The organism is Lutimonas vermicola, assembly GCF_038433205.1.
GTDB lineage: Bacteria > Bacteroidota > Bacteroidia > Flavobacteriales > Flavobacteriaceae > Lutimonas > Lutimonas vermicola.
Genome location: NZ_JBCDNA010000001.1, coordinates 1,401,868 through 1,427,693 on the forward strand (window position 1 = coordinate 1,401,868; position 25,826 = coordinate 1,427,693).

The window sequence follows — 25,826 nt, forward strand, 5'->3', positions numbered from 1 at the left end:
CTCATGAATACTATCCTTGCCATTGGAACATTTCCTCTTGCTTTTTCCATAATCTGTAAATCAGGGTGTCTTCATTACATTCTACGTCGTCAAAAGTCAATATCTGGTCTTTCAAGATGTCTCTTTTCACTCTAGCACCATTTGCCAACCCTAATGGAAGCAAATTTTCTTTACGACAAATATCCGAGTTATCACAAACACCAAATGTTTTATACCCTCCAATCTCATCAATATAATCTCCCTTTTTAAGGTTTATTTTTGCCTTTGTAATTACCTCAACCACCGGTCCTGACTTTGCAGAACAGATATCATCCTTCAAATCAATCATCCTGACGATAGATGTTGGGATTTCGAAAAACAAAAGATGGTAAGGAATATAAAAATTATACAACGGACCTTTTCCTAACTTTCCATAGTTCAAGTATTTTATCTTATGAGGATCATCTGTTGTGGCATATACAAATACACCTGGTCCAGGTTTGGCACCAACAATAAAATCAACAACACCCCCAAGTCTTCTCAATTCGTCAATATCATACAAATGAGTTAGATTATCCACATGCTCATTTGACTCAAATCCATACATACCTCTTTTACCTACTTTCATACCGGTTGCATTGGCAATACAGGCTTGTTCAAAAGCGACCTTGGTACCATCCGCAAAGTTTGTGGCCATATAAGGTGACATCCCCCATTGTTGTGCAAAATTTGCCTGTGTGTCTGGATTTCTATAGTGATCAAGCATTCCCTTTATATTACCGCAAACCAAAGGCTCAAAACCCATGTTTTTAACAAACCTGAACAGATTTAAGGTACATCCAGGTTGGTCTCCTTCAGCAATTGAATATTGAACACCTGCTCCAACGGCCATTTTTTTTAGAATAGGGCCAATTGTTGCATCAAGTTCCGCATTGAAGGATAGGATATTCCGCTTATTCATAATGGCATCATAGGTTAATTGGGTTGAAAACTCCATGGAACCGGTCATATCCACCAAAAGATCCAGAGCTTCACAATGAATCAAAAGATCAATATTTTGAGTAATACATGAAATTCCTAAATTCAAGGACTCATTTAATTCGTACAGTGTCTCAACTATTTTAAAATTCTCTATACCGGCTACTCGATAACATTCAAGTACCTTTTCCAAGTTTCGGCTGTAAGTAACAGCAACTTCCATGCCGGGTGTGTGCTTATAAATCTGATTGATCAATCCCTTGCCCATTTCACCTGCACCTACAACTCCAACTTTTATGTGATTATTGGTTTCTTCTCTTTTTCTTAAAAACGTATCTACTAACATCATTTAATATTTTTTAAACTAAATTTTGGATGGTTATTATCCTTATCAGAAATTTCATTTATTTCAATAGGCCATTTTATATTGATATCCGAATCGTTATAATGAATTCCTCCCTCATGCTCAGAACTGTAAAACTGAGTTACCAAATAATAAACCTCTGAATCATCCTCCAATGTTAGAAATCCATGAGCGAAATTTTCGGGTACATAGATCATTTTGTAATTATTGGCCGTCAGTTCCACACCACACCATTGTTTAAAGGTAGGAGAATCAGGTCTTAAATCAACAATAACATCGTAAACAGATCCCCTTGTACATCTAACAAATTTAGTTTCTGCATATTTGCCTTTTTGAAAATGCATACCTCTTAAGGTTCCCTTCTTTTTTGATAAAGACACATTTGACTGTACAATATTCGTCTTTAAATTATGATCTTTAAATTCCTTTTCACACCATAATCTTCCAAAAAATCCTCTTTGGTCTTCTATTTTATTAACTTCAATAACAAAAGCACCCTTTAATTCTAAAGCTGTAAATTTCAAGTCTAATTATTTAAATTTTCAAAAAATGTATCTGAATATCTATCAATTTGTTTATTGGTAACTTCTACTGCCAATTCAGGGTCTTCAGACACCAATTTATACCATGAAATAGTATTTTCTATCGTCTCTTTAAAATTCCAAACTGGACTCCATCCGAGAATTTGTGTTGCCTTATCAATGTTCAAGTTTAAGAGAAAAGCTTCATGAAAAGCATCTTCTTTTATGTAATTCCAATTGCCTTTCCAATGTGTTAAAACTTCATTCACCAAGGCTTCTACAGTCTTATTGGATGCACCATAAGGACCAAAATTAAAGGCGCTGCAAACATTTTCCAGGTTCGACCCATCCTTGACCAATAATGATCTTCCCAATAACAAATAACCTCCTAAAGATTCTAAGACGTGTTGCCAGGGCCTGGTTGATAAGGGGTTTCTAACCTGAATTTCCTTTTCATCCTGTAAGGCTCGGATACAATCTGGAATAATACGGTCTTTGGCCCAGTCTCCTCCACCAATGACATTCCCCGCTCTAGCCGATGACAATTTGACTTTATGCCTGGAATAATCCTTTGGATTGAAGAATGATCGCCTCCATGATGAAACAACAATTTCCGCTGCTCCCTTGCTCGCAGAATAAGGATCATATCCTCCTAATGCATCATTTTCACGATAACCAAAAATCCATTCTTTATTCTCATAACACTTATCCGACGTTATGACAACTATATTAGTCTCAAATCCAAGTTGTCTGACAGCCTCCAAAACATTCATTGTTCCGTTAACATTTGTTTCCCAGGTATAAACCGGATCTAAATATGAATCTCTTACCAAAGGTTGGGCGGCAAGGTGAAAAATTATGTCCGGTTCAGTGGAACGAATATAATCTTTTAAAGCATCGAAATTTCTGATATCATCTATCTTACTACTGATTTTATCTTTTAAACCCAGTTGCTCATGCAAACTAGGGCTTGTTGAAGGCTCAAGGGCATAGCCATAAACATCAGCATTGAGCTTCAATAACCATTGACTCAACCAACTTCCTTTAAATCCAGTATGTCCGGTGACAAGGACTTTTTTATCCTTGTAGCATTCAAAGTTTATCATATATATTTTTTATGACCATTTTTTCCATGGCGGTGAACCTTCCTTCCAAATACTCTCTAATACTGTCCTGTCTCTTAATGAATCCATACTTTGCCAATACCCTTCATGTTTAAAAGCATTCAGTTGATTTTCTTTTGCTAAGTCTTCCATGGGTTCCCTTTCCCACGTAGTGTCATCACCTTCAATATAATCAAATATTTCAGGTTCCAAAACAAAAAAACCACCATTTATCCAGGCTGTATCATGGCCATCTCCTTGTGGTTTCTCTCTGAAGCGCGCTATTTTATTGTTCTTATCTTCTAGATTGAATGCCCCATATCTTCCAGGTTGCTGAACTGCGGTAAGCGTTGCATAAGATTTCTGCTTCTTATGAAATTCCAATAACTCTTCGAAATTAACATCACTGACACCATCTCCATAGGTCAAAAAGAATGTTTCATTTCCGACATAATCTTTAATTCGCTTAATTCTGCCTCCGGTCATACTATTTTCACCTGTATCGATCAAGGTAACTTTCCATGGTTCAATATTATTCTTATGGATCCTCATTTCATTATTTTTGATATCAAACGTCACGTCAGAATGTCTTAAAAAATAATTTGCAAAAAATTCCTTAATCATATATCCTTTATAACCACAACAAATAATGAAATCATTGTGACCATAATGAGAATACATTTTCATGATATGCCATAATATCGGTTTTCCCCCTATCTCAACTAATGGTTTGGGCCTAACTCCGGTCTCTTCGCTTAATCGGGTTCCAAATCCTCCCGCAAGAATTACTGTTTTCATAAACTGTTTATAATTGGTTATCGTATTTATATTTTTAATATGAACTGCTCCCGCTTTTAAAGGGATGATTCGGCAATGGCAGCTTTGCCAGCGGATGATAATCACCTTCCATTGGAGATAATTCAGCTACCCGGATGTCATGAACGATTTCTATGGATTGTCTCGCTTCCTCTAATCCAAATCCTTTCCCGGCAACTATATTTTCATAACTTGCTGTATGAAGGTCAAAAAAACCATCACTAAATTCAATTTCGTCACCATCTACCGTAATTGAACGGTATGTTCTTTGCCCCTTAGCTTTGATCTCTTTCGGCAATACATCATAATTAATTGACAAGAACCACCTGACCCTTGCCTTTTCAAATTCTAATATGCCTGAGGCCCTGTCATGCTTGTGCAAATGTACCTTATTTGATTTAACCCCTCCAAAAACCCATGAAAGCATGTCATAAAAATGGATTCCTATATTAGAAGCAATTCCTCCTGATTTTGTGACATCACCCTTCCACGAAGTATAATACCAGTTTCCTCGAGAAGTCAAGTAAGTAAGGTCAACATCATAAATTTTATCTTTGGGTCCTTTATCAATTTTTTCTTTCAACGCAATAATACTTGGATGAAGGCGTAATTGAAGAATGGTATTTACGGTTTTATCATATTCATTTTCAATGTCTTTCAAGGCATCCAGATTCCATGGATTCAACACCAATGGCTTCTCGCATATTGCATGCGCACCACTTCTTAATGCCATACGGATATGTGAGTCATGCAGATAATTTGGGGTACAAATACTAATGTAATCCAATTGAACATTTTTTCTCCTTAGTTTTTCAACATGCCGATCGAATCTTTCAAATTCAACAAAGAATGAAGCATCAGGGAAATAACTATCCATAATTCCGACGCTGTCAAATTTATCCAGGGCAACCAATAATTGATTATTTGTGTCTTTAATGGCTCGCAGATGTCTAACAGCAACGTAGCCTCCTACTCCGATCAGGGCAAAATTTTTCATGGTTTATAATTTATTCAAATATCGTTATTTTTATTTCTAAAATTCTACGGCTCCGCTATTCTCAGTCACATTTTGATTGTAACAAAGTTCAAAGTTAAAGCCACTCTTAATCTTCTGAAAAAGAGGCTTATATTAACCTAAAATTTCCCTGTAATAATATAAATCGACCCTGAAATTTACCATCTATTTATTTACTAAATAAGTGATAGGCTAAGGTCAATCGAATTCGTGTAGAATCGAAAAACAATGTAATCTCAAAATTTTAAATGCAGTGTTTTTCATAGGGGAAAATATTAAGCTATTTTATATAAGATTGTAACTTACAATATTATTTAATTAATGATATAACGCTTGATTTTTGGGTAAATTGTAACAGATGAAATCATTATTTTACGAATCCAAAAAATCTGCTTAATCCATTAATTAAATCTATACATTTTAACTATTTTACGAAAGAAAAGAATTTATTTTTCCGTTTTTTTTATGACAGAAATTAATGTGTTCTTTAACGTTTAATTTCGCTAGATCAACACTACTTTCTTAACCTCATTTTGAGTTGAATTCATAAACCTAACAAAGTAAATACCTTTTGTATAAATAGAAAGGTCCAATCGTTTTGAAAATCTAGTGTTTTCAGAATTTGTTTTGTCGTTATATAGAATCTGACCATTTGAATTGATTAAATGAATATTTAGGTCAGGATGGGTATTGTTCGACTCAAGTTTTAGGATTCCTGTAGTCGGATTTGGATATACTTGAATTTCTAATGGTTTTGGCTCTTCAACTAAACTAACACCTTCACTGGCATCATCTTTTACCTCACTCCCATCAGAGACTTGTGAATTAACCGTAACCAAAACCTCATCAATATCTTTACAACCGTTTTTATCTACTGTTACTGTATAAGCTGTTGTAGCTTTAGGATCTACGGTAATACTCGATGTGGTCTCTCCATTACTCCATAAATATGTGTCTCCGCCTGTAGCAATTAATGTTACTTCATCTCCCTGGGCAATAGCTACATCCATACCTGCATTTGCTATTACTTCATGAACAGTTACTATTACCTGATCCTTATCCGAGGTATTCCCATCAGATACTATCACTTCAAAAGTTGTTGTTTCAGTTGGACTTACCTCAATAGACTGAGTAGTCTCTCCGTTACTCCACGCATAATGTCCCCCACCGCTTGCTGTAATGGTTACTGTTTCTCCTTTACAGATTGCCCTATCATCTCCTGCGTTGGCGCGAAGTGAACTTGTTGAATTATCGTAATATTCAAAAGCACCTATATCCGAACTTTTCCCTTGTCGTCTTGAATTTCTATAAAAATCTGATTTAACTTGATTAATTCTTTTACCCTTATCTATTAAGGGACTAGACGATTTAAGCCTGAAATCTAATTTAGGCAAATTCTCAAATTCAGGATCCTTAGATAAGTTACCTTCCCCACTCTCGGCTTTATTACTCCAAAAAGATTTATTAATACTATAAAAGTTAGAATATGAAAAATCGAACGTATAAGCATTACTGTTCTTGTGAAATTCACTTTTTATTTCATTCATTATAGAGTTAATTATTGCATTATTCTGACTTTTTTCATTAGCCTCAAAGAGGAACATTGATCCAGCAGCATTAAATATACAATTAGCGATTAGATTATTCTTTGGCACCCTGTTTTGACCGTCTAAATCTTCAATAACTTGTATATTAACCGAATTATCATTGAATATACAGTTTCTAATCAGGTTATTATTACCAGCATCCTTGGCGTCAGGATCTTCTGTGCTCCCTAAAAATTTAATGCCATACGATTTATTTTCGACGAATATTCTTTCAAAAACACTATTTTGAGCGCTTGTGATTTGTATACCCTTGCCATAATTTGATCCTTCGTTTGTAATAAATAAATCTTTGTAAACATTATTTCTACTGCCGCTATGTCTGGCTTCGAGCGACATACCAACATTTCTAATGATTGAATTCTCAACCAAACTATATCCAATCTCTCGTCCTTGCGCCTTCAAACTTATTCCATGGCCTGGATGTGTATCACTTAAATCTCTCAACACTTCGCAATTTCTAATAATATGTTCTCCTATGCCTACATTTCCTCCAACAATGACAATATAATAATCCATGTTTGGCTTCCCTTTAGAAGTTGCATAAACGTTTTCAATTAAATGTCTAGCCCCAGTCATATAAATGCCATTATGAGAGCCATTTGAAACATAAGAATTGATAACTCTATTTTGAACTGATTTATAATATGGAAAGTTATTAATATTCGTTTTCCCACCCCGCACGTACACATTATCAACAATACAGTAGCTCGATTTGGCTATATCAACACTATTATTATAACCCTCAACCTGAAGATTTCTTATAATAATGTACTTTTTGTCAATTGCTCCAAATCCACTCCCATTTTTACTGCTTGTATGGATAAAAGGCATTTCAGTCGATATAAATTCAGTGTTCTGATTTCTGTTCAATGTAGGTCTATCTCCAGGATTTTCTTTATAGCCAATGAATTTAATCGGATTTGAAGCAGTTCCACTATATTTGACAGATATTGTTTCATCTCCATAATCACCTGCCTTTATGTAAACCATATCTCCTGCTGTCGCCTGAGAAGCGGCATAGGCAATAGTTCTCCATGGATTTGAAATATTAGTTCCAGCACTATTATTATTACCATCAGTACTTACAAAATATGTATTCCCCTTTCCTTCAGGTTCAGAAATATTGTTGTCAATATATTCTAAATTAAATTCCATAAGTGGTATTGAATTATCATTTATCAAATCACTACCCCCTTCATACCTAATTGTATTGTTGTCCCAAAAAGTAAAAGGCCTTGAAACTGAAAAATAATGACCCGTTGTTTGACCTGCATTAATTTTTATTCCAATAATCGTATTCCCTGTCAATATAAAACCTGTAACATTTGATCCTATAATTGGTTCGCTACTATCAAAATAAACTCTTGCTCGTTGGTCATCCTCAATCGTGAAATTGGTTATAATTGGCGGAATATTTTGAGCAATACTTTTTAGAGAAAAAAGTGTTAGACATATTACAATTATTTTAATCTTCATAATTTTTTACCAAAATTTTAACATTACTGTTTCATAGCATAAATTCTATGCATTAATTGTTCTTGCTAAACTCAGGGAGATTAACACCAGTTTTTAGAGGGCTTTTATGGTGTTCATTGCATACTAAAACGAAGAATATAAGATAATATTGTAAAACTGCTGTGTGGTCATTATAGAGCAAAAAAAATACCATCATAAATGATGGCATTTTAAGTGCTGGAAAGTATCCTTATACGAATAGTATCTTACTCACTACATTTTGCTCCATATTATGCAATCGAAGCAGGTACATTCCTTTAGGCAATCTAGAAAGGTCTATATCCTTATTTATTTGCTCATAACGGGCATCAATCTTTTCTTTATGAATCAATCTTCCATTCATATCGAAAACTTCCATATCAAGTGTTTTTTCAGCTCCTGTTATATTTAATTTGACTAATCCATTCGAAGGATTAGGATATACAACCAGTTTCAAATCAGTAATTTTATTATACGTTCCAGGACAAGATTCCACATAGACTACAATTGTATCTGTAACTATAATATCTCCTTTTTGAGCTTGTACAGTATAGGTGGTAGTTCTTTTTGGACTTACTTTTACTAAAGAAGACTGATCTCCGGTACTCCATAGAAAAGAGCCTTCCCCGGTTGCATTTAGTGTTGTACTTTGGCCCGAGCATATAGTCACGTCTTCCCCTGCATCAACCTTAGGAATGATTAGATCATCAACCTTAATTTGCTGATTAACTGTTATTTGGACTTTAGATGTGTCATAACATCCATTTCTAAAAGCAGTTACAGTATAGATTTTTGTTTCTGTCGGGCTCATTGTTATTGACTTCGAAGTTTCACCATTACTCCACTTATAATAATCACCTCCACTAGCTGTTAAGGTAATTGAATCTCCGGCATCAATTGTCCTGTTTTCTCCAACATCTGCCTCAACTGTATTCACCGTTACTGTTACTTCGGCCTCATCAGTTGTTACACCATCTGTTACCGTAACCGTATAAGTCGTAGTCTTGTCGGGACTAACGGTGATTGATGAAGTACTCCCTCCTGTATTCCATAAGTATGTGCTTCCACCTGTTGCTGTTAAAACTACCTCTTCACCTGAACAAATACTAATATCTTTACCCGCATCAGCTACAACGGGAATGATGTCAGGATTATTATTTTCAACCCTAACCCTGATTTGATCGGTGTCTTCACACCCATTTGAACCAACGGTCACTTCATATGTTTTTGAAGCCTCAGGACTAACTGTTATGTTGGCGGTGGTTTCACCTGTTGACCATAGGTATATATCTCCTCCCGATGCAGTAAGGGTAACTTCATCTCCCTGATTGATCGTTACATCTTTTCCGGCATTAGCATTAACCTCATTCACTATAACCGTTACTTCGTCCTCATCAATTGTTACACCATCTGTTACCGTAACCGTATAAGTTGTAGTCTTAGTTGGACTAACGGTGATTGATGAAGTACTCCCTCCTGTATTCCATAAATATGTGCTTCCACCTGTTGCTGTTAAAACAACCTCTTCACCTGAACAAATACTAATATCTTTACTAGTATCTGCTACAACAGGTGGTAGCTTATTCTCAACCTTAACTCTAACCCTATCAGTGTCTTCACAACCATTTGAACCAACGGTGACTTCATATGTTTTTGAAGCCTCAGGACTAACTGTTATGTTGGCGGTGGTTTCACCTGTTGACCATAGGTATGTATCTCCTCCCGATGCAGTAAGGATAACTTCATCTCCCTGATTGATCGTTACATCTTTTCCGGCATTGGCATTAACCTCATTCACTGTAACCGTTACTTCATCCTCATCAGTTGTTACACCATCTGTTACCGTAACCGTATAAGTTGTAGTCTTGTCGGGACTAACGGTGATTGATGAAGCACTCCCTCCTGTATTCCATGAATATGTGCTTCCACCTGTTGCTGTTAAAACAACTTCTTCACCTGAACAAATACTAATATCTTTACCGGCATCAGCTACAACAGGTGGTAGCTTATCCTCAACCTTAACTCTAACCCTATCAGTGTCTTCACACCCATTTGAACCAACGGTCACTTCATATGTTTTTGAAGCCTCAGGACTAACTGTTATGTTGGCGGTGGTTTCACCTGTTGACCATAGGTATGTATCTCCTCCCGATGCAGTAAGAGTAACTTCATCTCCCTGATTGATCATTAAATCTTTACCGGCATTGGCATTAACCTCATTCACTGTAACCGTTACTTCATCCTCATCAGTTGTTACACCATCTGTTACCGTAACCGTATAAGTCGTAGTCTTGTCGGGACTAACGGTGATTGATGAAGCACTCCCTCCTGTATTCCATGAATATGTGCTTCCACCTGTTGCTGTTAAAACAACTTCTTCACCTGAACAAATACTAATATCTTTACCGGCATCAGCTACAACAGGTGGTAGCTTATCCTCAACCTTAACTCTAACCCTATCAGTGTCTTCACACCCATTTGAACCAACGGTCACTTCATATGTTTTTGAAGCCTCAGGACTAACTGTTATGTTGGCGGTGGTTTCACCTGTTGACCATAGGTATGTATCTCCTCCCGATGCAGTAAGGGTAACTTCATCTCCCTGATTGATCGTTACATCTTTTCCGGCATTGGCATTAACCTCATTCACTGTAACCGTTACTTCATCCTCATCAGTTGTTACACCATCTGTTACCGTAACCGTATAAGTCGTAGTCTTGTCGGGACTAACGGTGATTGATGAAGTCTTTTGACCAGAGTCCCATAAATATTTATTTCCTCCTGAAGCAGATAATACTACTTCATCTCCTTGACACATTACCAAATCCTCCCCTGCATCTGCCAATATTGTTCTCTTACTGGTATCATGAAATTCAAAGGCTCCGATATCATTACTTTTGCCATTAGGCCTATGGTTTCTATCATAATCAGATCTGATATTATCAAAAGATTTTCCTTTATCGATCAGTGGGCTATTAGATTTCAATCGAAAGTCCCCTTTTGAATAATTTACGAATGATGGATCAAAGACTATATTTCCTAAACCCGACTGTGCCTTTGAACTCCATTTCGAACCCGTTGATGAATAAAAATTAGAATAGATAAAATCAAATCGATCACCACTTCCTCGATTAAATTCATCTGTTATATTAAATAGAATTGAATTGACAATTTGATTATTCTTACCCTTATCATTACTTTCAATTGAATACATGAATAAGGCATTGTCAAATACACTATTTAATATCGTATTATTTCTTGGACTTCTATTCTTTTTACCTAAATCTTCAACGATGTTAATATTGACAGAGTTTTTAGTGAAAATGCAATTCCTAATAAGGTTCCCATTACCTGCATCCTTTGCGTCAATATCCTCAGTGCTTCCAAGAAATTTAATTGCATAAGATTTTTTTTCTACATGAATTCTTTCAAAAATACTGGTTTGAGCACTTGTAATCTGAATCCCAATACCTGATGTGGGCCCATTATTACCAATGAAAATATCCTTATAAACATTGTTCATACTTCCACTATGCCTAGCTTCTAAGGACATTCCCACATTAATAATCCTGGATTTTTCTACAAGACTATAACCAATATCCCTACCTTGAGCCTTCAAACTTATACCATGACCTGGATGTGAGTCATTTAGGTCTCTAACAACTTCACAATTTCTAATTATGTGCTCTCCAATTCCAACATTACCCCCAACAATAACTAAATAATAATCCATGTCTGGCTTTCCTTTAGAACTTGCAAAAACGTTATCTATCAAATGCCTCGAACCTGTCATATAGACACCGTTGTGTGAACCGTTTGAAACAAAACTATTAATAACTCTATTCTGAACTGAAGTAAAATGGGGAAAATTACTAATATTTGTTCTGCCATTTTTTGCGTAACAATTGTCTACAATAGTATAACTTGACTTCCCAATATCTATGGAGTTTTCATATCCTTCAACCTGAATATTTCTTATTATTATATAGCTCTTGTTAAAAGCACTAAACCCGCTACCTCCATTTTTTGAAGAGTGTATATAAGGCATTTGAGATGCTGAAAATGAAGTAGTTTGGGATCGTTTTAGGGTAGGTCTATCACCTGGAGTAGTTTTATACCCTATAAATTTTATCGGATTATTCGCCTTCCCAGAATTCTTGACATCAATGTTCTCATTTCCATAATCACCAGCTTTAATATAGACGATATCTCCAACTTTCGCTTTGTTCGCGGCATGAGATATTGTCCGCCACGACTCTCCTTGACTAGTTCCAGAATTAGAATCTCTTCCACTTGTAGATACATAATATGTATTGCCCCTTCCTTCAGGTTCAGGTATCTTGTTTTCAATGTATTCTAAAGTAAATTCATTTAATAAACCTGAAGAATTGCTTTTTATATTACTTCCACCTTCGTATCTTATGGTATTATTATCCCAAAAATCGAAAGAGCCAGCTATACTTATATAATGACCTGTTTTGCTTCCAGAATTTATTTTAATTCCATTAACCTTTTCGCCAGTTATTTTGAACCCCTTGAAACTCGATCCTGAAATCGGTTCACTGCTATCAAAATAAACTCGATTTTTATTATTATTCTCAATTCTAAAATTTGATAAAACAGGTGGTATATTTTGAGCAAGTCCTTTGAATAAGCCAAATACAACAAAACATAGAATTAATACTAATCGAGAATCTAGGTACTTTTTCATTTTAAATTTTTCCATAGAAAGTCTTAGAGCAATTACTTTACTTTTTCTTTAAATAATCTATTATTGTAAAAACAGGAGGGATCTTTTTATAGGAAATATTGATGGTTAAAAAGTTTAATCAATGATGGTTTACAATTATTTCTGAGGCGAAACTATCCTTTAAATCTAAAGAGATTCTAAAGAATTAAGGGGGAATCTGAAGCTTTAAAAAAGGGATGAAATTTTATTAAAGAATTATTAGCAAGCTGCTAAAATAGGGACCTTAAATAGAAGAATAAGATAATTAAATACACAATAATTTATCGAATCTATAAAAGTTATGAGTTATGAACAAAAATAATAGTTATAAACAGAATAATTTCATTTCAAATCATTTACATTTAGAAACACCTCCGCCATCATACATCTGGCGCTTCCACCCCCACAGGTTTCAATCGTACTGAGGTCACTTGATAAAAGTGTTGCCTCATTTTCTAAGATCCTCAGTTGATCCGGACTGAGACTGTCAAAGGCAGCCTGACTCATTACAGTTAATGGTTTGTTATTACCATCCAGTACCTGAAGCATATTTCCGGCAAAATGTTCAACCTGTTCTTCGGTGATCTCTAAAATTTTTTTACCACTGTTGATGACGTGATCGATAAAATTTTTCTTCTCTTTTTTGTCATCGATACAATCCAGGCATACAATAAGATTCTTTTGTGTAATTGCCATCATGACATTGGTATGATAGATCAGTTTTCTTTTGCCATTTACGGTTTGATACGCATGGAAAATAACAGGTGTGTATTCAAAATCCTCACAAAACTCAATAAAGAGATCTTCGTCGGCTCTTGCAGATAAGGCACAATAAGCGATCCTGTTCTCACGATCCAAAACAATGCTTCCGGTTGCTTCCAAAAAGACACCCTCTTCCTCTGCCGAAGAGTAATCTATGATCTGTTCTATGATAAAACCTTTTTCCTCGAGCAAATCTAATATATCCTCTCTTCTTTCCAGCCTTCTGTTTTCTGCAAACATAGGATACACGCCTACTTTACCATCATAGTGAAAAGAAATCCAGTTATTCGGGAAAATTGAATCAGGCGTATTCGTCTCAGGCCTGTCTTCGACAACGATAACATTGACGCCGTGTTCCCTAAGTTTTGATACAAAATCATCGAATTCCTTTAAAGCCTTGTTTTGAATCTCCTGAGCAGACAAATGCTCAGGGTCTTGCTGATAATAATTGTTAACCGCTGTTTCTTCATTCATTCTGAAGGAGACGGGTCTTATCATCAATATCGTATTGGTAAGTTCTTTCATAACATGTTTTTTATTCTCTGATCAAAGGTAGGGTTGAACATCTTAGTAAACCCTCTTGTTTACCAATTTCAGCATAGGGAATTTCTTCCACAGTAAAGCCCTGTTTCCTTAACCAAGAATTTAATCTTTTAAAACCTACCTCTGACACAACCACACTTTCAGAAATAGAAAAAATGTTTGAATTCATATCGTACATTTCATCTTTTGAAATTTCAAATATATTTTCAACACCAAAGTAATCCACTAAAAATTGATATTCCTCTTCAACAAGAAAACCGTTTTTATGTAAAATCGCTTTGTTTTTGCCCACAGGCTGAAAACAGCAATCGAGGTGCAAGGCATTTTCCCTGGGATTGGTATTCGATTTTCTGAGTTCAAAAGACTTAACTCGCTTATCGGGAAAAAGTTTCGTTAAAAAGTGGACCGCTTCCATATTGGTTCGAGCCGTAATAAAGTCTGCATAATCTTTACCGGAATACACACCGACAAATATATAATCATTCCAAGGCATAACATCACCACCTTCAATATGTACTGATGCCGGGGGGATAATCCTTTTCCCAGGATCTATCTGTTCGTAAACGTGGTTAATGGCATCCAATTCATTGATTCGGTTAGGAAGTATATTGGATCTGATAAATTTATCCTCGATTACAAATCCGATATCCCTGGCAAAGATCTGGTTAACATCCTTCATAACCTTTGGCCGAAACACCTGAACATCATATTTTTTTAAAACCCGGTCAAAACCATCCATTTCCTTAATCATATCATCTTCTAGCGGATAAGTGCCTGCGAGAATGTTTTCAATTGATTTAGGGTCGTAGCAATCCTCTATTTTAGGAACAGGACCATTTGACTCGGCCGTACCGAGAACCACTGCCTTTAACCTTGATGTTTCATTGCGAATGTGAAGCTCCATAAACAGATTATTTTCAAACAAAAATAGATAAAAAAATCGCGCCAAAAATAAGATTATTCCTGTGCGCGATTATTTATTTTTTTCAACTATGTAAAGAGCTGTTTTTACACTCCTGCCATGCTCTATCTTTCCTCGAATGATTTAAATTTTCTCAAGGCATAACCAGTGTACAATTGCCGTGGTCTGCCAATAGGCTCTCCGTTAAGCCTCATCTCTTTCCATTGGGCAATCCATCCAGGTAATCTGCCGATAGCAAACATAACCGTCATCATTTCCCTTGGAAAACCAAGGGCGCGATAAATTATACCTGAATAGAAATCAACATTGGGGTATAATTTCCTTTCAGCAAAATATTCATCATTCAAAGCAACTTCTTCCAGGTGCTTGGCAATTTCTAATACAGGATCATTGGTCCCTAAGTCAGCAAATAATTCATCTGCTGCTTTTTTAATGATTCTCGCTCTTGGATCAAAATTCTTATATACCCTGTGACCAAATCCCATTAACCTAAAAGGATCTTCTTTATCTTTAGCTTTATTAATGTATTTCTCTACATCTCCACCGTCTTTCTGAATATTTTCCAGCATTTCCAAAACAGCCTGATTAGCACCACCATGAAGTCTTCCCCAAAGTGCCGAGACTCCTGACGATACAGACGCAAATAATCCAGCCTCAGAAGAGCCAACAATTCTTACTGTCGATGTTGAACAGTTCTGCTCATGGTCTTCATGCAAGATCAGTAATTCATCCAGTGCCCTTACAGCAATCGGGTTCATTACATATTTCTCTGTAGGTATCCTAAACATCATCTGCATAATATTCGCAATATAGTCCAACGAATTATCTGCATAATTTAAAGGAGTTCCTAAATTCTTGCTATGCGCCCAGGCAGCGATTACAGGAAACTTACCCATAAGCTTTGTTATTGCTCCATAGATCTGTTCTTCTTTTGTGATATCAACTGTTGCAGGATTAAAAGCGGTCAAAGCAGATGTTAAAGATGACAACATACCCATTGGATGTGCCTTCTTTGGAAAGCCATCTATAATATTTTTCATTTCCTCGTTGAGCAAAGAATGATGCTTAATGTCCTTTTCCCATTTCACATATTGTTCTTTTGTAGGAAGTTCTCCAAAAATAATCAAATAAGCCACTTCAAGAAAACTGGCTTTTTTTGTCAACTCCTCGATGGCATAACCTCTATGCCTTAAAATCCCCTTTTCACCATCTAAAAAAGTGATTTTACTTTCACATGAACCCGTATTTTTAAATCCGGGGTCAATAGTAATGATTCCATTGGTTATAGCTCTTAATGACTTTATGTCAATGGCCACTTCATTTTCTGTTCCTACAACTACTGGAAATTCATATTCTTGTCCTTTAACAATCAATTTTGCAACTTCTGACATCTAATAATGTATTAAATTTTTAATATTTATTCTTTGAGCGAATTTACAAAATAACTGCCAATTTTCCTCGGAAATTAGTCTATTTTACACAGCAAAAAAGCCGGATATTCATCCGGCTTTTTAAATTGTATCTGAAAAGACTTTACCCTACTTTGAATGCTTTTAGCTGAGGATAGTAAGCAGTGCTATGCAGCTCTTCCTCAATTCTCAACAACTGATTGTATTTTGCCATACGATCACTTCTTGAAGCAGATCCGGTTTTAATCTGACCCGTATTTAGAGCTACCGCAAGGTCAGCAATGGTGTTGTCTTCAGTTTCACCTGAACGGTGCGACATGACAGAAGTATATCCTGCATTATGCGCCATATTAACCGCTGCTATTGTTTCGGTTAACGTACCTATTTGATTCACTTTGATAAGGATTGAATTGGCAATTCCATTATCTATACCTTTTGACAAACGTTCAACGTTGGTTACAAAAAGATCGTCACCGACCAACTGTACCTTGTCTCCAATTTTTTCGGTTAGATACTTCCAACCGTCCCAGTCGTTTTCATCCATTCCATCCTCTATAGAAATGATAGGATATTTACTGGCTAGTTCGGCAATATAATCGGCCTGCTCTTCACTTGATCTTACAACTCCTTTGTCACCTTCAAAAATGGTATAGTCGTACTTCCCGTCTTTATAAAATTCTGCTGCGGCACAATCTAAAGCCAACATAACGTCATCACCGGCCTTATAACCGGCTTTAGAAATCGCGCTGATAATGGTATCAAGGGCATCCTCGGTTCCATCAAAAGTAGGTGCAAACCCTCCTTCATCTCCAACAGCAGTATTCAGACCCCTGTCGTGCAATAATTTCTTGAGGTTGTGGAAGATCTCACTACCCATTTTAATGGCTTCGGTAAAATTCTTGGCTTTTACAGGCATTACCATAAATTCCTGAAAGGCAATCGGCGCATCAGAATGCGATCCACCGTTTACAATATTCATCATCGGAACCGGCAAAGTATTGGCACTTACACCTCCAACGTATCTGTACAAAGGCTGGTTTAATTCATTAGCTGCTGCTTTAGCTGCTGCCAATGATACTCCTAAAATGGCATTTGCTCCCAATTTCGCTTTATTCGGAGTTCCATCAAGCTCGATCATGATCTGATCAATCGTATTTTGTTCAAACACCGAATATCCTATCACTTCCTTTGCGATAATTTCATTGACATTTTCTACTGCCTTTAAAACACCTTTACCCATATAATCATCTCCCCCATCTCTTAATTCAACCGCTTCATGTTCACCAGTAGAAGCTCCTGAAGGAACTGCTGCTCTTCCCATTACACCGTTTTCGGTGATTACATCAACCTCTACAGTAGGATTTCCTCTGGAGTCAAAAATTTGTCTTGCATGAATGTCTAATATAATGCTCATTTTATTAAAATTTTAATTGTTTTATCTGTTGTAAATTTACAAATTATTAAAGGTTTTCGAGCCCTAATACGTATTTAAGTACGATATCGTTTTCGATGAAAAATACTTTGTTCTTTAATCATTTGATTCCTTTATCATGTCGATAAACTGATCGAACAAATAGGAAGAGTCATGGGGCCCGGGACTGGCTTCGGGATGGTATTGAACCGAGAAACAGTTTTTGTCCTTTATCTTCATTCCTGCCAGGGTTTGATCATTTAGATGTTCATGGGTTATCTGCAACTCACTATGCGATTCCACAGCTTTTTTATCAACTACAAATCCGTGGTTTTGAGAAGTAATCTCTCCCTTGCCCGTTAACAAATTTTTTACCGGGTGGTTAATTCCTCTGTGGCCATTGTGCATTTTATACGTAGGAATGCCTTTAGAAAGAGCAATTACCTGGTGACCCAGACAGATTCCAAATAGCGGTAAATTTCGATCAATAATCTCTGATGCCAGTTTCTGGGCATTTTTAAGCGGTGTCGGATCTCCAGGTCCGTTAGACAAAAAGTACCCGTCCGGTTCGAAAGAACTTAAATCCTCAAAAGAGGCATCATAGGGAAAGACCTTTACCAAACAGCCTCTCTCATTCAGATTTCTTATAATATTTCTCTTAATTCCAATATCAAGGGCAGATATTTTATACTTTGCGTTTTCGTCACCAACTGTATAAGGTTTTGAAGTTGATACTTTTGAAGCTAACTCCAAGCCATCCATGGAAGGGACAGCTTCAAGCTGCTTTTTGAGTCCATCGATGTCCGTGTCGGTCGATATAATAGCATTCATCGCACCTTTATCGCGAATATATCGCACCAAAGCACGCGTATCAACATCCGAAATGGCTACAAAATTCTGTTTTCTAAAATACTCGAGCAACGAATCCTGCGAATTCGGCCTGGAGTAATCAAAACTAAAATTACGGCAAACTAAACCTGATATTTTAATTCCCTCCGATTCTTCCTCATCATTATTGACACCATAATTCCCAATATGGGCATTTGTCGTTACCATGAGCTGTCCGAAATACGAAGGATCAGTAAAGATTTCCTGGTATCCTGTCATTCCGGTATTAAAACAAATCTCTCCAACGGCAGTTCCATCAATTCCAACCGATTTACCTTCAAACATGGTTCCATCCTTTAAGATTAAAATTGCCTTTTTGTGTGCTTCGTACTTCATACCTTATGATAAATTATTTTAACGGGTTAATTTTGTGAAAAATATACATTTTCTTTTATCCAAAAAAAAAGGATAAGCTAAAAATTAGCCCATCCTTTTATGGTTTTAAAAACAAAAATCGAATTTATGCTTCATCTTTATTTTCAGCATCTTGTGATTTTGGTTCTTCAATTTTCTCCTCTACTGCAGTTTCAGAAGCCACAGTTGCTTCAGCGGATTTTTTACCACCTCTTCTTCTTGTTGCCTTTTTCTTCTTAGCCTTAGGATTGTAAATCTCGTTGTAATCAACCAGTTCCACCATTGCCATAGAAGCATTATCTCCCTGACGATTTCCCAATTTGATGATTCTGACATAACCACCTGGCCTGTCTCCAACTTTTACAGCTACATCCCTGAACAATTCAGATACTGCATACTTATCTTTCAAATTACTAAAAACGATTCTCCTGTTATGCGTGGTATCATTTTTTGATTTAGTAATTAGCGGTTCAACATATTGACGCAAGGCTTTTGCTTTAGCAACAGTTGTATTGATACGCTTGTGTTCAATTAATGAACAAGCCATATTTGCCAACATAGCTTTTCTATGCGCCGTTTTTCTACTTAAATGATTAATTTTCTTTCCGTGTCTCATCTTTCACTTGACTATTTAAAATTTGTTATCTAAATAACAAATTTACTCCTTATCTAATTTGTATTTTGTTAAATCCATACCAAAGGTCAATCCTTTGTTGTTTACCAGTTCATCCAACTCCGTTAGTGACTTTTTACCGAAGTTTCTAAACTTCATCAAATCACTTTTGTTAAAAGAAACCAGGTCTCCTAAAGTATCAACCTCAGCAGCTTTCAAACAATTCAATGCTCTTACTGAAAGATCCATATCGATCAATCGCGTTTTGAGCAATTGTCTCATATGAAGAGATTCTTCATCATAGGTTTCAGTTTTAGCAATTTCATCTGCCTCAAGGGTAATTCTTTCATCAGAGAACAACATAAAGTGGTGAATCAATATTTTCGCCGCTTCAGTCAAAGCATCCTTAGGTGTAATTGAACCATCGGTGATGATATCAAAAACCAATTTTTCATAATCGGTCTTTTGCTCAACACGGAAGTTTTCAACCGCATATTTTACATTTTTAATCGGAGTATAAATTGAATCGATAAAAATCGTTCCTAAAGGAGCCGATACTTTTTTATTCTCCTCAGCCAGGACAAATCCTCTACCTTTTTCAATAGCAATTTCCAAATCTATTTTAACTTTAGGCTCCATTCGGCAAATAACCAATTCTGGATTTAATACCTGAAAACCTGAAATATAGTTTTGAAAATCTCCGGCAGTCAATTGTTCCTTGCCTGTAACAGATAACATAACCGTTTCATTGTCGGTTTCTTCAATCTGTTGTTTGAAACGCATTTGTTTCAAATTAAGAATGATTTCCGTTACATCCTCTACAACTCCTTCTATTGTTGAAAATTCATGCTCAACTCCTTCAATTCTCAATGAAGTAATTGCATATCCGTCTAAAGAAGATAACAACACTCTTCTCAAGGCGTTACCAACTGTTAATCCGTAACCAGGCTCTAAAGGTTTAAATTCAAATCTACCATTGAAATCTGTAGATTCAATCATCAATACTTTATCCGGTTTCTGAAAATTTAATATAGCCATAAGTTTGTTACTATCTTTAAAGATTATTTAGAGTATAATTCAACGATAAACTGTTCGTTAATGTTTTCTGGAATTTGAATTCTTTCAGGAACAGTAACAAATCTTCCTTCCATGGTCTCCTGATTCCAGGATAACCACTCATACACATTCGATTTATTTGCTAAAGAACTTTCGATGGTTGTTAAAGACTTTGATTTTTCTCTCACACCCACTGAATCTCCTTCTTTTAAAGAGAAAGAAGGGATATTCACGATCTCGCCATTAACAGTAATGTGCCTGTGTGACACCAACTGGCGCGCTCCGCTTCTAGACGGTGCTATACCCAATCTGTATACCACATTATCCAAACGTGATTCACATAATTGTAGCAGCACTTCACCAGTAATACCTTTGCTTCTCTGCGATCTTTCAAAAAGATTTCTGAACTGACGTTCCAAAATACCATAAGTATATTTTGCTTTTTGCTTCTCTTTCAACTGAACAGCATATTCAGATTGTTTCCCTCTTCTTTTATTGGCTCCGTGTTGCCCTGGAGGGTAATTTCTTTTTTCTAACGCTTTGTCATCCCCGAAGATTGGTTCTCCAAACTTACGAGCGATTTTTGATTTTGGTCCTGTATATCTTGCCATCTTTTGTTTTTATATAAGGGATTATGAATTAAGGCAGTCCTTCGATAATCTTTATCCTCAGTTATTAAAAAAATTTATTAAACTCTTCTTCTTTTCGGAGGTCTGCATCCGTTGTGGGCGATTGGCGTTACATCTATGATCTCAGTAACTTCGATCCCATTATTGTGTAAGGTTCTGATGGCAGATTCTCTACCATTACCAGGTCCTTTAACATATACTTTTACTTTTCTTAATCCTGCTTCATGTGCAACTTTCGCACAATCTTCAGATGCAGTCTGAGCAGCATATGGAGTATTCTTTTTAGACCCTCTGAAACCCTGCTTACCTGCACTTGACCAGGAAATAACATCACCTTTCTTGTTTGTCAAAGAGATAATGATATTGTTGAAAGATGCAGTGATATGCGCTTCTCCAACAGCGTCCACGATAACTTTACGCTTCTTTACGTTTTTTGAACTTGACTTTGCCATGTTGTTAACTATTATTTAGTTGCTTTCTTTTTACCTGCTACAGTTTTTCTCTTTCCTTTACGGGTTCTTGAATTATTCTTAGTTCTTTGCCCTCTTAATGGAAGACCAGATCTGTGTCTGATCCCTCTGTAACATCCAATATCCATTAAACGCTTGATGCTTATTTGCACTTCAGATCTCAATTCACCTTCAATAGTCAATTTTCCAACTTCACCACGAATATTGGCGATTTGATCATCAGTCCAATCCTGAACTTTGATGTTCTCATCAACTTCTGCGTTTGCTAAAATTTCTTTAGACTTACTTCTTCCGATTCCAAAGATGTAGGTTAATGCGATAACGCCTCTTTTATTCTTTGGGATGTCAATACCTGCTATTCTTGCCATAATTATCCTTGTCTTTGTTTAAATCTAGGATTCTTTTTGTTGATTACATATAATCTGCCCTTTCTGCGAACTATGACGCAGTCGGCACTTCTTTTCTTTACTGATGCTCTTACTTTCATCTCGTGTTATTCTTTAATATCTATAAGTAATTCTTGCCTTCGTTAAATCGTAAGGACTCATTTCTAATTTCACCTTATCTCCCGGTAGCAATTTAATATAATGCATTCTCATTTTTCCAGATATATGAGCGGTTACAATATGTCCGTTTTCCAATTCCACACGGAACATAGCATTTGATAATGCCTCTATTATTCTACCGTCTTGTTCAATCGCTGGTTGTTTTGCCATAATTAATAAGCTACTTTTCTTTTTGACCCTGATTTCATCAAACCATCGTAATGACGATTTAACAAATGGGCATTAATCTGTTGTAAGGTATCAATTGCAACTCCCACCATGATCAATAGTGATGTACCTCCGTAAAATATAGCCCATCCCGGTTGTACTCCAGCTTTCGTAATGATTGCAGGAAGTATGGCCAGCAAGGCTAAAAATAAAGAGCCCGGAAGGGTAACACGAGATAAAATCGTATCCAGGTAATCCGCAGTTTCCTTTCCGGGTCTGATCCCGGGAACAAAACCACCACCTCTCTTAAGATCGTCAGCCATTTTATTTGTCGGTATTGTAATTGCAGTGTAAAAATAACTAAATATAATGATCAAAACTGCAAATAAAATATTATACCATAATCCGAAAATATCTGTAAACGCCACTCCTATAGATTTGATTACCGAGTTCTCAGAACTCGCCATCAAGCCAGGAACAAACATCAACGCCTGAGCAAAGATGATTGGCATTACTCCGGATGAATTTAACTTCAAAGGAATATATTGTCTGGCACCCGCTACATCTTGAATATTTCCAGCTACCGTTCTTCTCGCGTATTGAACCTGGATTTTGCGTACCGCAGTGACTAATAGGACACTTGCAAAGATTACAACAAACCAGATGACAATCTCAATCAAGATCATGATCAAACCTCCGTTTGACTGATTGATTCTCGAAGTAGCCTCTTGCATAAATGATGCAGGGAAACGAGCTATAATTCCAATCATGATCAGTAATGAAATACCGTTACCTATTCCTTTATCGGTAATTTTTTCACCTAACCACATGGCAAATACTGTACCTGTGGTAAGTAAAAGAATGGAAGAAAAATAAAACAACGGACCAGTTCCTAATAAAAATGCACTTTCCGGTATACCCAAACTCGGCAAACTTATCAAATACGTTGGTGCCTGAATAATCAAAATAGCGATGGTCAACCAACGCGTAATCTGATTTATTTTCTTCCGTCCGCTTTCACCTTCTTTTTGTAACTTCTGTAAATAAGGAACCGCGATTCCCATCAACTGAACAACAATCGAAGCAGAAATATAAGGCATGATCCCTAAAGCCATCACCGAGGCCTTTGCAAAAGCTCCTCCGGTAAATGCGTTTAACAAGCCCAGCAAACCATCTGAAGTATTATTGGCCAATCCGGTCAACTGCGTTGGATCGATGCCTGGAAGAGGCACCTGCGCAGCCAAACGGTAAACAACCATTAAACTTAATGTCAGAAGGATTTTACTTCTTAGTTCTTCGATTTTCCAAATATCCTGGACAGTACTAATAAACTTTTTCATTTAATTTTTCTCATTAAATAGTTACAGCTTCACCTCCCGCTTTTTCAATAGCTGTTTTAGCCGAAGCAGTAAATTTATGTACAGTGATATTCAATTTAGCTTTTAACTCTCCTCTTCCCAATATTTTTACCAGGTCATTCTTGCCTACCAGGCCATTTGCCATCAATATTTCTAAAGACACTGTATCTTTGATTTTTCCATCATCAACCAATTGTTGCAGGGTATCTAAATTTACACCCTTAAACTCCTTGCGGTTGATATTTTTAAAACCGAATTTAGGCACACGTCTTTGAAGAGGCATTTGACCACCTTCAAACCCGATCTTTCTGGAATATCCAGAACGAGATTTTTGTCCTTTATGACCTCTAGTAGCAGTACCGCCTTTTCCAGACCCTTCACCTCTACCGATTCGTTTACCCGTTTTTACGGATCCCTTTGCAGGTTTTAAGTTATTTAATTCCATAACCTTTCTATCTTAATTGATTTCCTCTACAGAAATTAAATGATTAACTGTTTTTACCATTCCCAGAATCGTCGGTGTTGCATCGTGCTCCACTACCTGATTCATTTTGCGCAATCCTAAAGCTTCCAGCGTTAACTTTTGATTTTTAGGACGTCTGATTTGACTGCGTACTTGTTTTACTCTAATTCTTTTCATCGCTAAAAATTAACCGTTAAACACTTTTGATACTGAAATGCCTCTTTGTTTGGCAACAGTATATGCATCTCTAAGATTCAATAAGGCATCAAATGTTGCCTTTACCACATTGTGAGGATTTGAAGACCCTTGAGATTTAGAAAGTACATCGTGTACACCAACCGATTCCAATACCGCTCTTACAGCACCACCGGCAATTACACCGGTACCGTGAGAAGCTGGCTTCAAAAATACTTTGGCACCACCGTATTTCCCTTTTTGCTCATGTGGCAAAGTCTGGTTGATAATAGGTATTCTTACCAAATTCTTTTTAGCATCCTCGATAGCTTTTGCAATAGCTGAAGCTACATCCTGAGATTTACCCAATCCATGACCAACTACTCCATCACCATTTCCAACAACCACAATGGCTGAAAAACTAAAAGTCCTTCCCCCTTTGGTTACTTTGGTAACTCTTTGAACTCCTACCAAGTGATCCTTAAGCTCAAGTCCGCTTGGTTTTACTCTTTCTACGTTATTATATTTTTTGTACATGGAATAATCTTAAAATTTTAAACCTCCTTCTCTAGCACCATCTGCTAGGGCTTTTACTCTACCATGGTATAAATAACCATTTCTATCAAAAGCTGCGTTTTCAATTCCAGCCTTAGCTGCTTTTTCAGCCAATGCTTTACCTACTGCTGCTGCAACCTCAATCTTGGTTCCCTTAGCATCTTTCAATGCTGCAGATGAAGTAGCTACTAAGGTAATTCCTGCAACGTCATCAATTAATTGAGCGGAAATTCCTTTATTGCTTCTAAAAACTGATAATCTAGGTTTTGCCGCAGTTCCTGAAACAACCTTTCTGATTCTATTCTTGATACGGTGTCTTCTTTGAAGTTTTGTTAATGCCATAACCTTTATATATTATGCAGTTTTACCCGCTTTTCTTCTTAATTGTTCTCCTACATACTTAACTCCTTTTCCTTTATAAGGCTCTGGTGCACGGAACGAACGAATTTTCGCTGCTACCTGACCAACCAATTGCTTGTCATAAGAAGTTAATTTAATTATTGGATTTTTTCCTTTTTCAGACACTGTCTCTACTTTAACTTCCTGAGCAACATCTAATACAATATTATGAGAAAATCCTAAAGCCAGATCCAGTTTCTGTCCTTGGTTTGAAGCTCTGTAACCAACTCCAACCAATTCCAATTCCTTGGTCCATCCCTCAGAAACTCCAAGAATCATATTGTTGATTAAAGCTCTGTACAGCCCGTGCTTAGATTTGTGATTATTTGTCTCAGATGGTCTGTCCAATGTAATGGTACCATCCTCAATATGTATCGCAATATCTTGTATTTCCTGTGTTAACTCACCTAGTTTACCTTTGGCAGTAACAACATTGTCCTTTATTTCAACAGTAACTCCTTCCGGAATCGATATTGGGTTTTTTCCTATTCTTGACATCTT

The 25,826-nt window shown here is 36.5% G+C and carries 25 protein-coding genes; all 25 read right to left on the reverse strand.

The window, feature by feature from the left end:
- Positions 1–10 precede the first annotated feature (10 nt).
- A complete protein-coding gene (locus AABB81_RS06240) occupies positions 11–1,306 on the reverse strand; it encodes an NAD(P)H-dependent oxidoreductase (RefSeq protein WP_342159324.1) in 1,296 nt (431 codons plus the stop codon).
- Positions 1,303–1,845, reverse strand: coding sequence for a dTDP-4-dehydrorhamnose 3,5-epimerase (gene rfbC, locus AABB81_RS06245; protein ID WP_342159325.1), 543 nt, complete (start codon positions 1,843–1,845; stop codon positions 1,303–1,305). The genes AABB81_RS06240 and rfbC overlap by 4 nt, the downstream gene beginning before the upstream one ends.
- Positions 1,846–1,847: 2 nt before the next feature.
- Positions 1,848–2,948 carry a CDP-glucose 4,6-dehydratase gene (rfbG, locus tag AABB81_RS06250; protein WP_342159326.1) on the reverse strand — a complete coding sequence of 367 codons (1,101 nt, stop codon included), beginning with the start codon at positions 2,946–2,948 and terminating at the stop codon, positions 1,848–1,850.
- Positions 2,949–2,957: 9 nt separating this feature from the next.
- Entirely contained in the window at positions 2,958–3,743 is a 786-nt protein-coding gene (rfbF, locus tag AABB81_RS06255; RefSeq protein WP_342159328.1) for a glucose-1-phosphate cytidylyltransferase, read from the reverse strand.
- A gap of 34 nt (positions 3,744–3,777) precedes the next feature.
- Complete coding sequence (locus AABB81_RS06260) at positions 3,778–4,758, reverse strand: Gfo/Idh/MocA family protein (RefSeq protein ID WP_342159329.1); 981 nt, start codon at positions 4,756–4,758, stop codon at positions 3,778–3,780.
- 521 nt (positions 4,759–5,279) lie between these two features.
- Positions 5,280–7,859: a T9SS type A sorting domain-containing protein gene (locus tag AABB81_RS06265; RefSeq protein ID WP_342159331.1), complete on the reverse strand. Its 2,580-nt coding sequence runs from the start codon at positions 7,857–7,859 to the stop codon at positions 5,280–5,282.
- Positions 7,860–8,088: 229 nt separating this feature from the next.
- Positions 8,089–12,588 carry a T9SS type A sorting domain-containing protein gene (locus tag AABB81_RS06270; RefSeq protein WP_342159332.1) on the reverse strand — a complete coding sequence of 1,500 codons (4,500 nt, stop codon included), beginning with the start codon at positions 12,586–12,588 and terminating at the stop codon, positions 8,089–8,091.
- A 360-nt stretch (positions 12,589–12,948) separates the two neighbouring features.
- On the reverse strand, positions 12,949–13,893 hold the full coding sequence (ctlX, locus tag AABB81_RS06275; protein WP_342159333.1) for a citrulline utilization hydrolase CtlX: 945 nt from the start codon (positions 13,891–13,893) through the stop codon (positions 12,949–12,951).
- Between the two features lie 10 nt (positions 13,894–13,903).
- Positions 13,904–14,815, reverse strand: coding sequence for a dimethylarginine dimethylaminohydrolase family protein (locus tag AABB81_RS06280; RefSeq protein ID WP_342159335.1), 912 nt, complete (start codon positions 14,813–14,815; stop codon positions 13,904–13,906).
- 122 nt (positions 14,816–14,937) lie between these two features.
- Entirely contained in the window at positions 14,938–16,224 is a 1,287-nt protein-coding gene (locus AABB81_RS06285) for a citrate synthase (protein WP_342159336.1), read from the reverse strand.
- Between the two features lie 142 nt (positions 16,225–16,366).
- Positions 16,367–17,656, reverse strand: a complete 1,290-nt coding sequence (gene eno / locus AABB81_RS06290) for a phosphopyruvate hydratase (protein ID WP_342159338.1) — start codon at positions 17,654–17,656, stop codon at positions 16,367–16,369.
- A 114-nt stretch (positions 17,657–17,770) separates the two neighbouring features.
- On the reverse strand, positions 17,771–18,877 hold the full coding sequence (carA, locus tag AABB81_RS06295; RefSeq protein WP_342159340.1) for a glutamine-hydrolyzing carbamoyl-phosphate synthase small subunit: 1,107 nt from the start codon (positions 18,875–18,877) through the stop codon (positions 17,771–17,773).
- Positions 18,878–19,001: 124 nt separating this feature from the next.
- Positions 19,002–19,511: a 50S ribosomal protein L17 gene (rplQ, locus tag AABB81_RS06300; protein ID WP_342159341.1), complete on the reverse strand. Its 510-nt coding sequence runs from the start codon at positions 19,509–19,511 to the stop codon at positions 19,002–19,004.
- A 42-nt stretch (positions 19,512–19,553) separates the two neighbouring features.
- Positions 19,554–20,546: a DNA-directed RNA polymerase subunit alpha gene (locus AABB81_RS06305; RefSeq protein ID WP_342159343.1), complete on the reverse strand. Its 993-nt coding sequence runs from the start codon at positions 20,544–20,546 to the stop codon at positions 19,554–19,556.
- Positions 20,547–20,569: 23 nt separating this feature from the next.
- Positions 20,570–21,175, reverse strand: coding sequence for a 30S ribosomal protein S4 (gene rpsD / locus AABB81_RS06310; protein WP_342159344.1), 606 nt, complete (start codon positions 21,173–21,175; stop codon positions 20,570–20,572).
- Positions 21,176–21,252: 77 nt separating this feature from the next.
- Positions 21,253–21,645, reverse strand: coding sequence for a 30S ribosomal protein S11 (gene rpsK, locus AABB81_RS06315; RefSeq protein ID WP_290289405.1), 393 nt, complete (start codon positions 21,643–21,645; stop codon positions 21,253–21,255).
- Between the two features lie 11 nt (positions 21,646–21,656).
- Entirely contained in the window at positions 21,657–22,031 is a 375-nt protein-coding gene (rpsM, locus tag AABB81_RS06320) for a 30S ribosomal protein S13 (protein ID WP_342159346.1), read from the reverse strand.
- A 2-nt stretch (positions 22,032–22,033) separates the two neighbouring features.
- A complete protein-coding gene (gene ykgO, locus AABB81_RS06325) occupies positions 22,034–22,150 on the reverse strand; it encodes a type B 50S ribosomal protein L36 (protein ID WP_114676954.1) in 117 nt (38 codons plus the stop codon).
- A 13-nt stretch (positions 22,151–22,163) separates the two neighbouring features.
- Positions 22,164–22,379 (reverse strand): translation initiation factor IF-1, encoded by a 216-nt coding sequence (gene infA / locus AABB81_RS06330; protein ID WP_342159349.1) that lies wholly within the window; start codon positions 22,377–22,379, stop codon positions 22,164–22,166.
- Positions 22,380–22,381: 2 nt separating this feature from the next.
- A complete protein-coding gene (gene secY / locus AABB81_RS06335; RefSeq protein WP_342159350.1) occupies positions 22,382–23,716 on the reverse strand; it encodes a preprotein translocase subunit SecY in 1,335 nt (444 codons plus the stop codon).
- Between the two features lie 13 nt (positions 23,717–23,729).
- Positions 23,730–24,179, reverse strand: a complete 450-nt coding sequence (rplO, locus tag AABB81_RS06340; RefSeq protein WP_342159351.1) for a 50S ribosomal protein L15 — start codon at positions 24,177–24,179, stop codon at positions 23,730–23,732.
- Positions 24,180–24,191: 12 nt separating this feature from the next.
- Entirely contained in the window at positions 24,192–24,374 is a 183-nt protein-coding gene (rpmD, locus tag AABB81_RS06345) for a 50S ribosomal protein L30 (RefSeq protein ID WP_342159352.1), read from the reverse strand.
- A gap of 9 nt (positions 24,375–24,383) precedes the next feature.
- Positions 24,384–24,908 (reverse strand): 30S ribosomal protein S5, encoded by a 525-nt coding sequence (rpsE, locus tag AABB81_RS06350; RefSeq protein WP_342159353.1) that lies wholly within the window; start codon positions 24,906–24,908, stop codon positions 24,384–24,386.
- 9 nt (positions 24,909–24,917) lie between these two features.
- Positions 24,918–25,268, reverse strand: coding sequence for a 50S ribosomal protein L18 (gene rplR, locus AABB81_RS06355; RefSeq protein WP_342159354.1), 351 nt, complete (start codon positions 25,266–25,268; stop codon positions 24,918–24,920).
- Between the two features lie 12 nt (positions 25,269–25,280).
- Positions 25,281–25,823 carry a 50S ribosomal protein L6 gene (gene rplF, locus AABB81_RS06360; protein WP_342159355.1) on the reverse strand — a complete coding sequence of 181 codons (543 nt, stop codon included), beginning with the start codon at positions 25,821–25,823 and terminating at the stop codon, positions 25,281–25,283.
- Positions 25,824–25,826: the final 3 nt, after the last annotated feature.

Coding starts and splice junctions, on each gene's coding strand:
- AABB81_RS06240 (WP_342159324.1), bottom strand. CDS start 1,306: ATGATGTTAGTAGATACGTTTTTAAGAAAAAGAGAAGAAACCAATAAT.
- rfbG (WP_342159326.1), bottom strand. CDS start 2,948: ATGATAAACTTTGAATGCTACAAGGATAAAAAAGTCCTTGTCACCGGA.
- rfbF (WP_342159328.1), bottom strand. CDS start 3,743: ATGAAAACAGTAATTCTTGCGGGAGGATTTGGAACCCGATTAAGCGAA.
- AABB81_RS06260 (WP_342159329.1), bottom strand. CDS start 4,758: ATGAAAAATTTTGCCCTGATCGGAGTAGGAGGCTACGTTGCTGTTAGA.
- AABB81_RS06265 (WP_342159331.1), bottom strand. CDS start 7,859: ATGAAGATTAAAATAATTGTAATATGTCTAACACTTTTTTCTCTAAAA.
- AABB81_RS06270 (WP_342159332.1), bottom strand. CDS start 12,588: ATGAAAAAGTACCTAGATTCTCGATTAGTATTAATTCTATGTTTTGTT.
- ctlX (WP_342159333.1), bottom strand. CDS start 13,893: ATGAAAGAACTTACCAATACGATATTGATGATAAGACCCGTCTCCTTC.
- AABB81_RS06280 (WP_342159335.1), bottom strand. CDS start 14,815: ATGGAGCTTCACATTCGCAATGAAACATCAAGGTTAAAGGCAGTGGTT.
- AABB81_RS06285 (WP_342159336.1), bottom strand. CDS start 16,224: ATGTCAGAAGTTGCAAAATTGATTGTTAAAGGACAAGAATATGAATTT.
- eno (WP_342159338.1), bottom strand. CDS start 17,656: ATGAGCATTATATTAGACATTCATGCAAGACAAATTTTTGACTCCAGA.
- carA (WP_342159340.1), bottom strand. CDS start 18,877: ATGAAGTACGAAGCACACAAAAAGGCAATTTTAATCTTAAAGGATGGA.
- rplQ (WP_342159341.1), bottom strand. CDS start 19,511: ATGAGACACGGAAAGAAAATTAATCATTTAAGTAGAAAAACGGCGCAT.
- AABB81_RS06305 (WP_342159343.1), bottom strand. CDS start 20,546: ATGGCTATATTAAATTTTCAGAAACCGGATAAAGTATTGATGATTGAA.
- rpsD (WP_342159344.1), bottom strand. CDS start 21,175: ATGGCAAGATATACAGGACCAAAATCAAAAATCGCTCGTAAGTTTGGA.
- rpsK (WP_290289405.1), bottom strand. CDS start 21,645: ATGGCAAAGTCAAGTTCAAAAAACGTAAAGAAGCGTAAAGTTATCGTG.
- rpsM (WP_342159346.1), bottom strand. CDS start 22,031: ATGGCAAGAATAGCAGGTATTGACATCCCAAAGAATAAAAGAGGCGTT.
- ykgO (WP_114676954.1), bottom strand. CDS start 22,150: ATGAAAGTAAGAGCATCAGTAAAGAAAAGAAGTGCCGACTGCGTCATA.
- infA (WP_342159349.1), bottom strand. CDS start 22,379: ATGGCAAAACAACCAGCGATTGAACAAGACGGTAGAATAATAGAGGCA.
- secY (WP_342159350.1), bottom strand. CDS start 23,716: ATGAAAAAGTTTATTAGTACTGTCCAGGATATTTGGAAAATCGAAGAA.
- rplO (WP_342159351.1), bottom strand. CDS start 24,179: ATGGAATTAAATAACTTAAAACCTGCAAAGGGATCCGTAAAAACGGGT.
- rpmD (WP_342159352.1), bottom strand. CDS start 24,374: ATGAAAAGAATTAGAGTAAAACAAGTACGCAGTCAAATCAGACGTCCT.
- rpsE (WP_342159353.1), bottom strand. CDS start 24,908: ATGTACAAAAAATATAATAACGTAGAAAGAGTAAAACCAAGCGGACTT.
- rplR (WP_342159354.1), bottom strand. CDS start 25,268: ATGGCATTAACAAAACTTCAAAGAAGACACCGTATCAAGAATAGAATC.
- rplF (WP_342159355.1), bottom strand. CDS start 25,823: ATGTCAAGAATAGGAAAAAACCCAATATCGATTCCGGAAGGAGTTACT.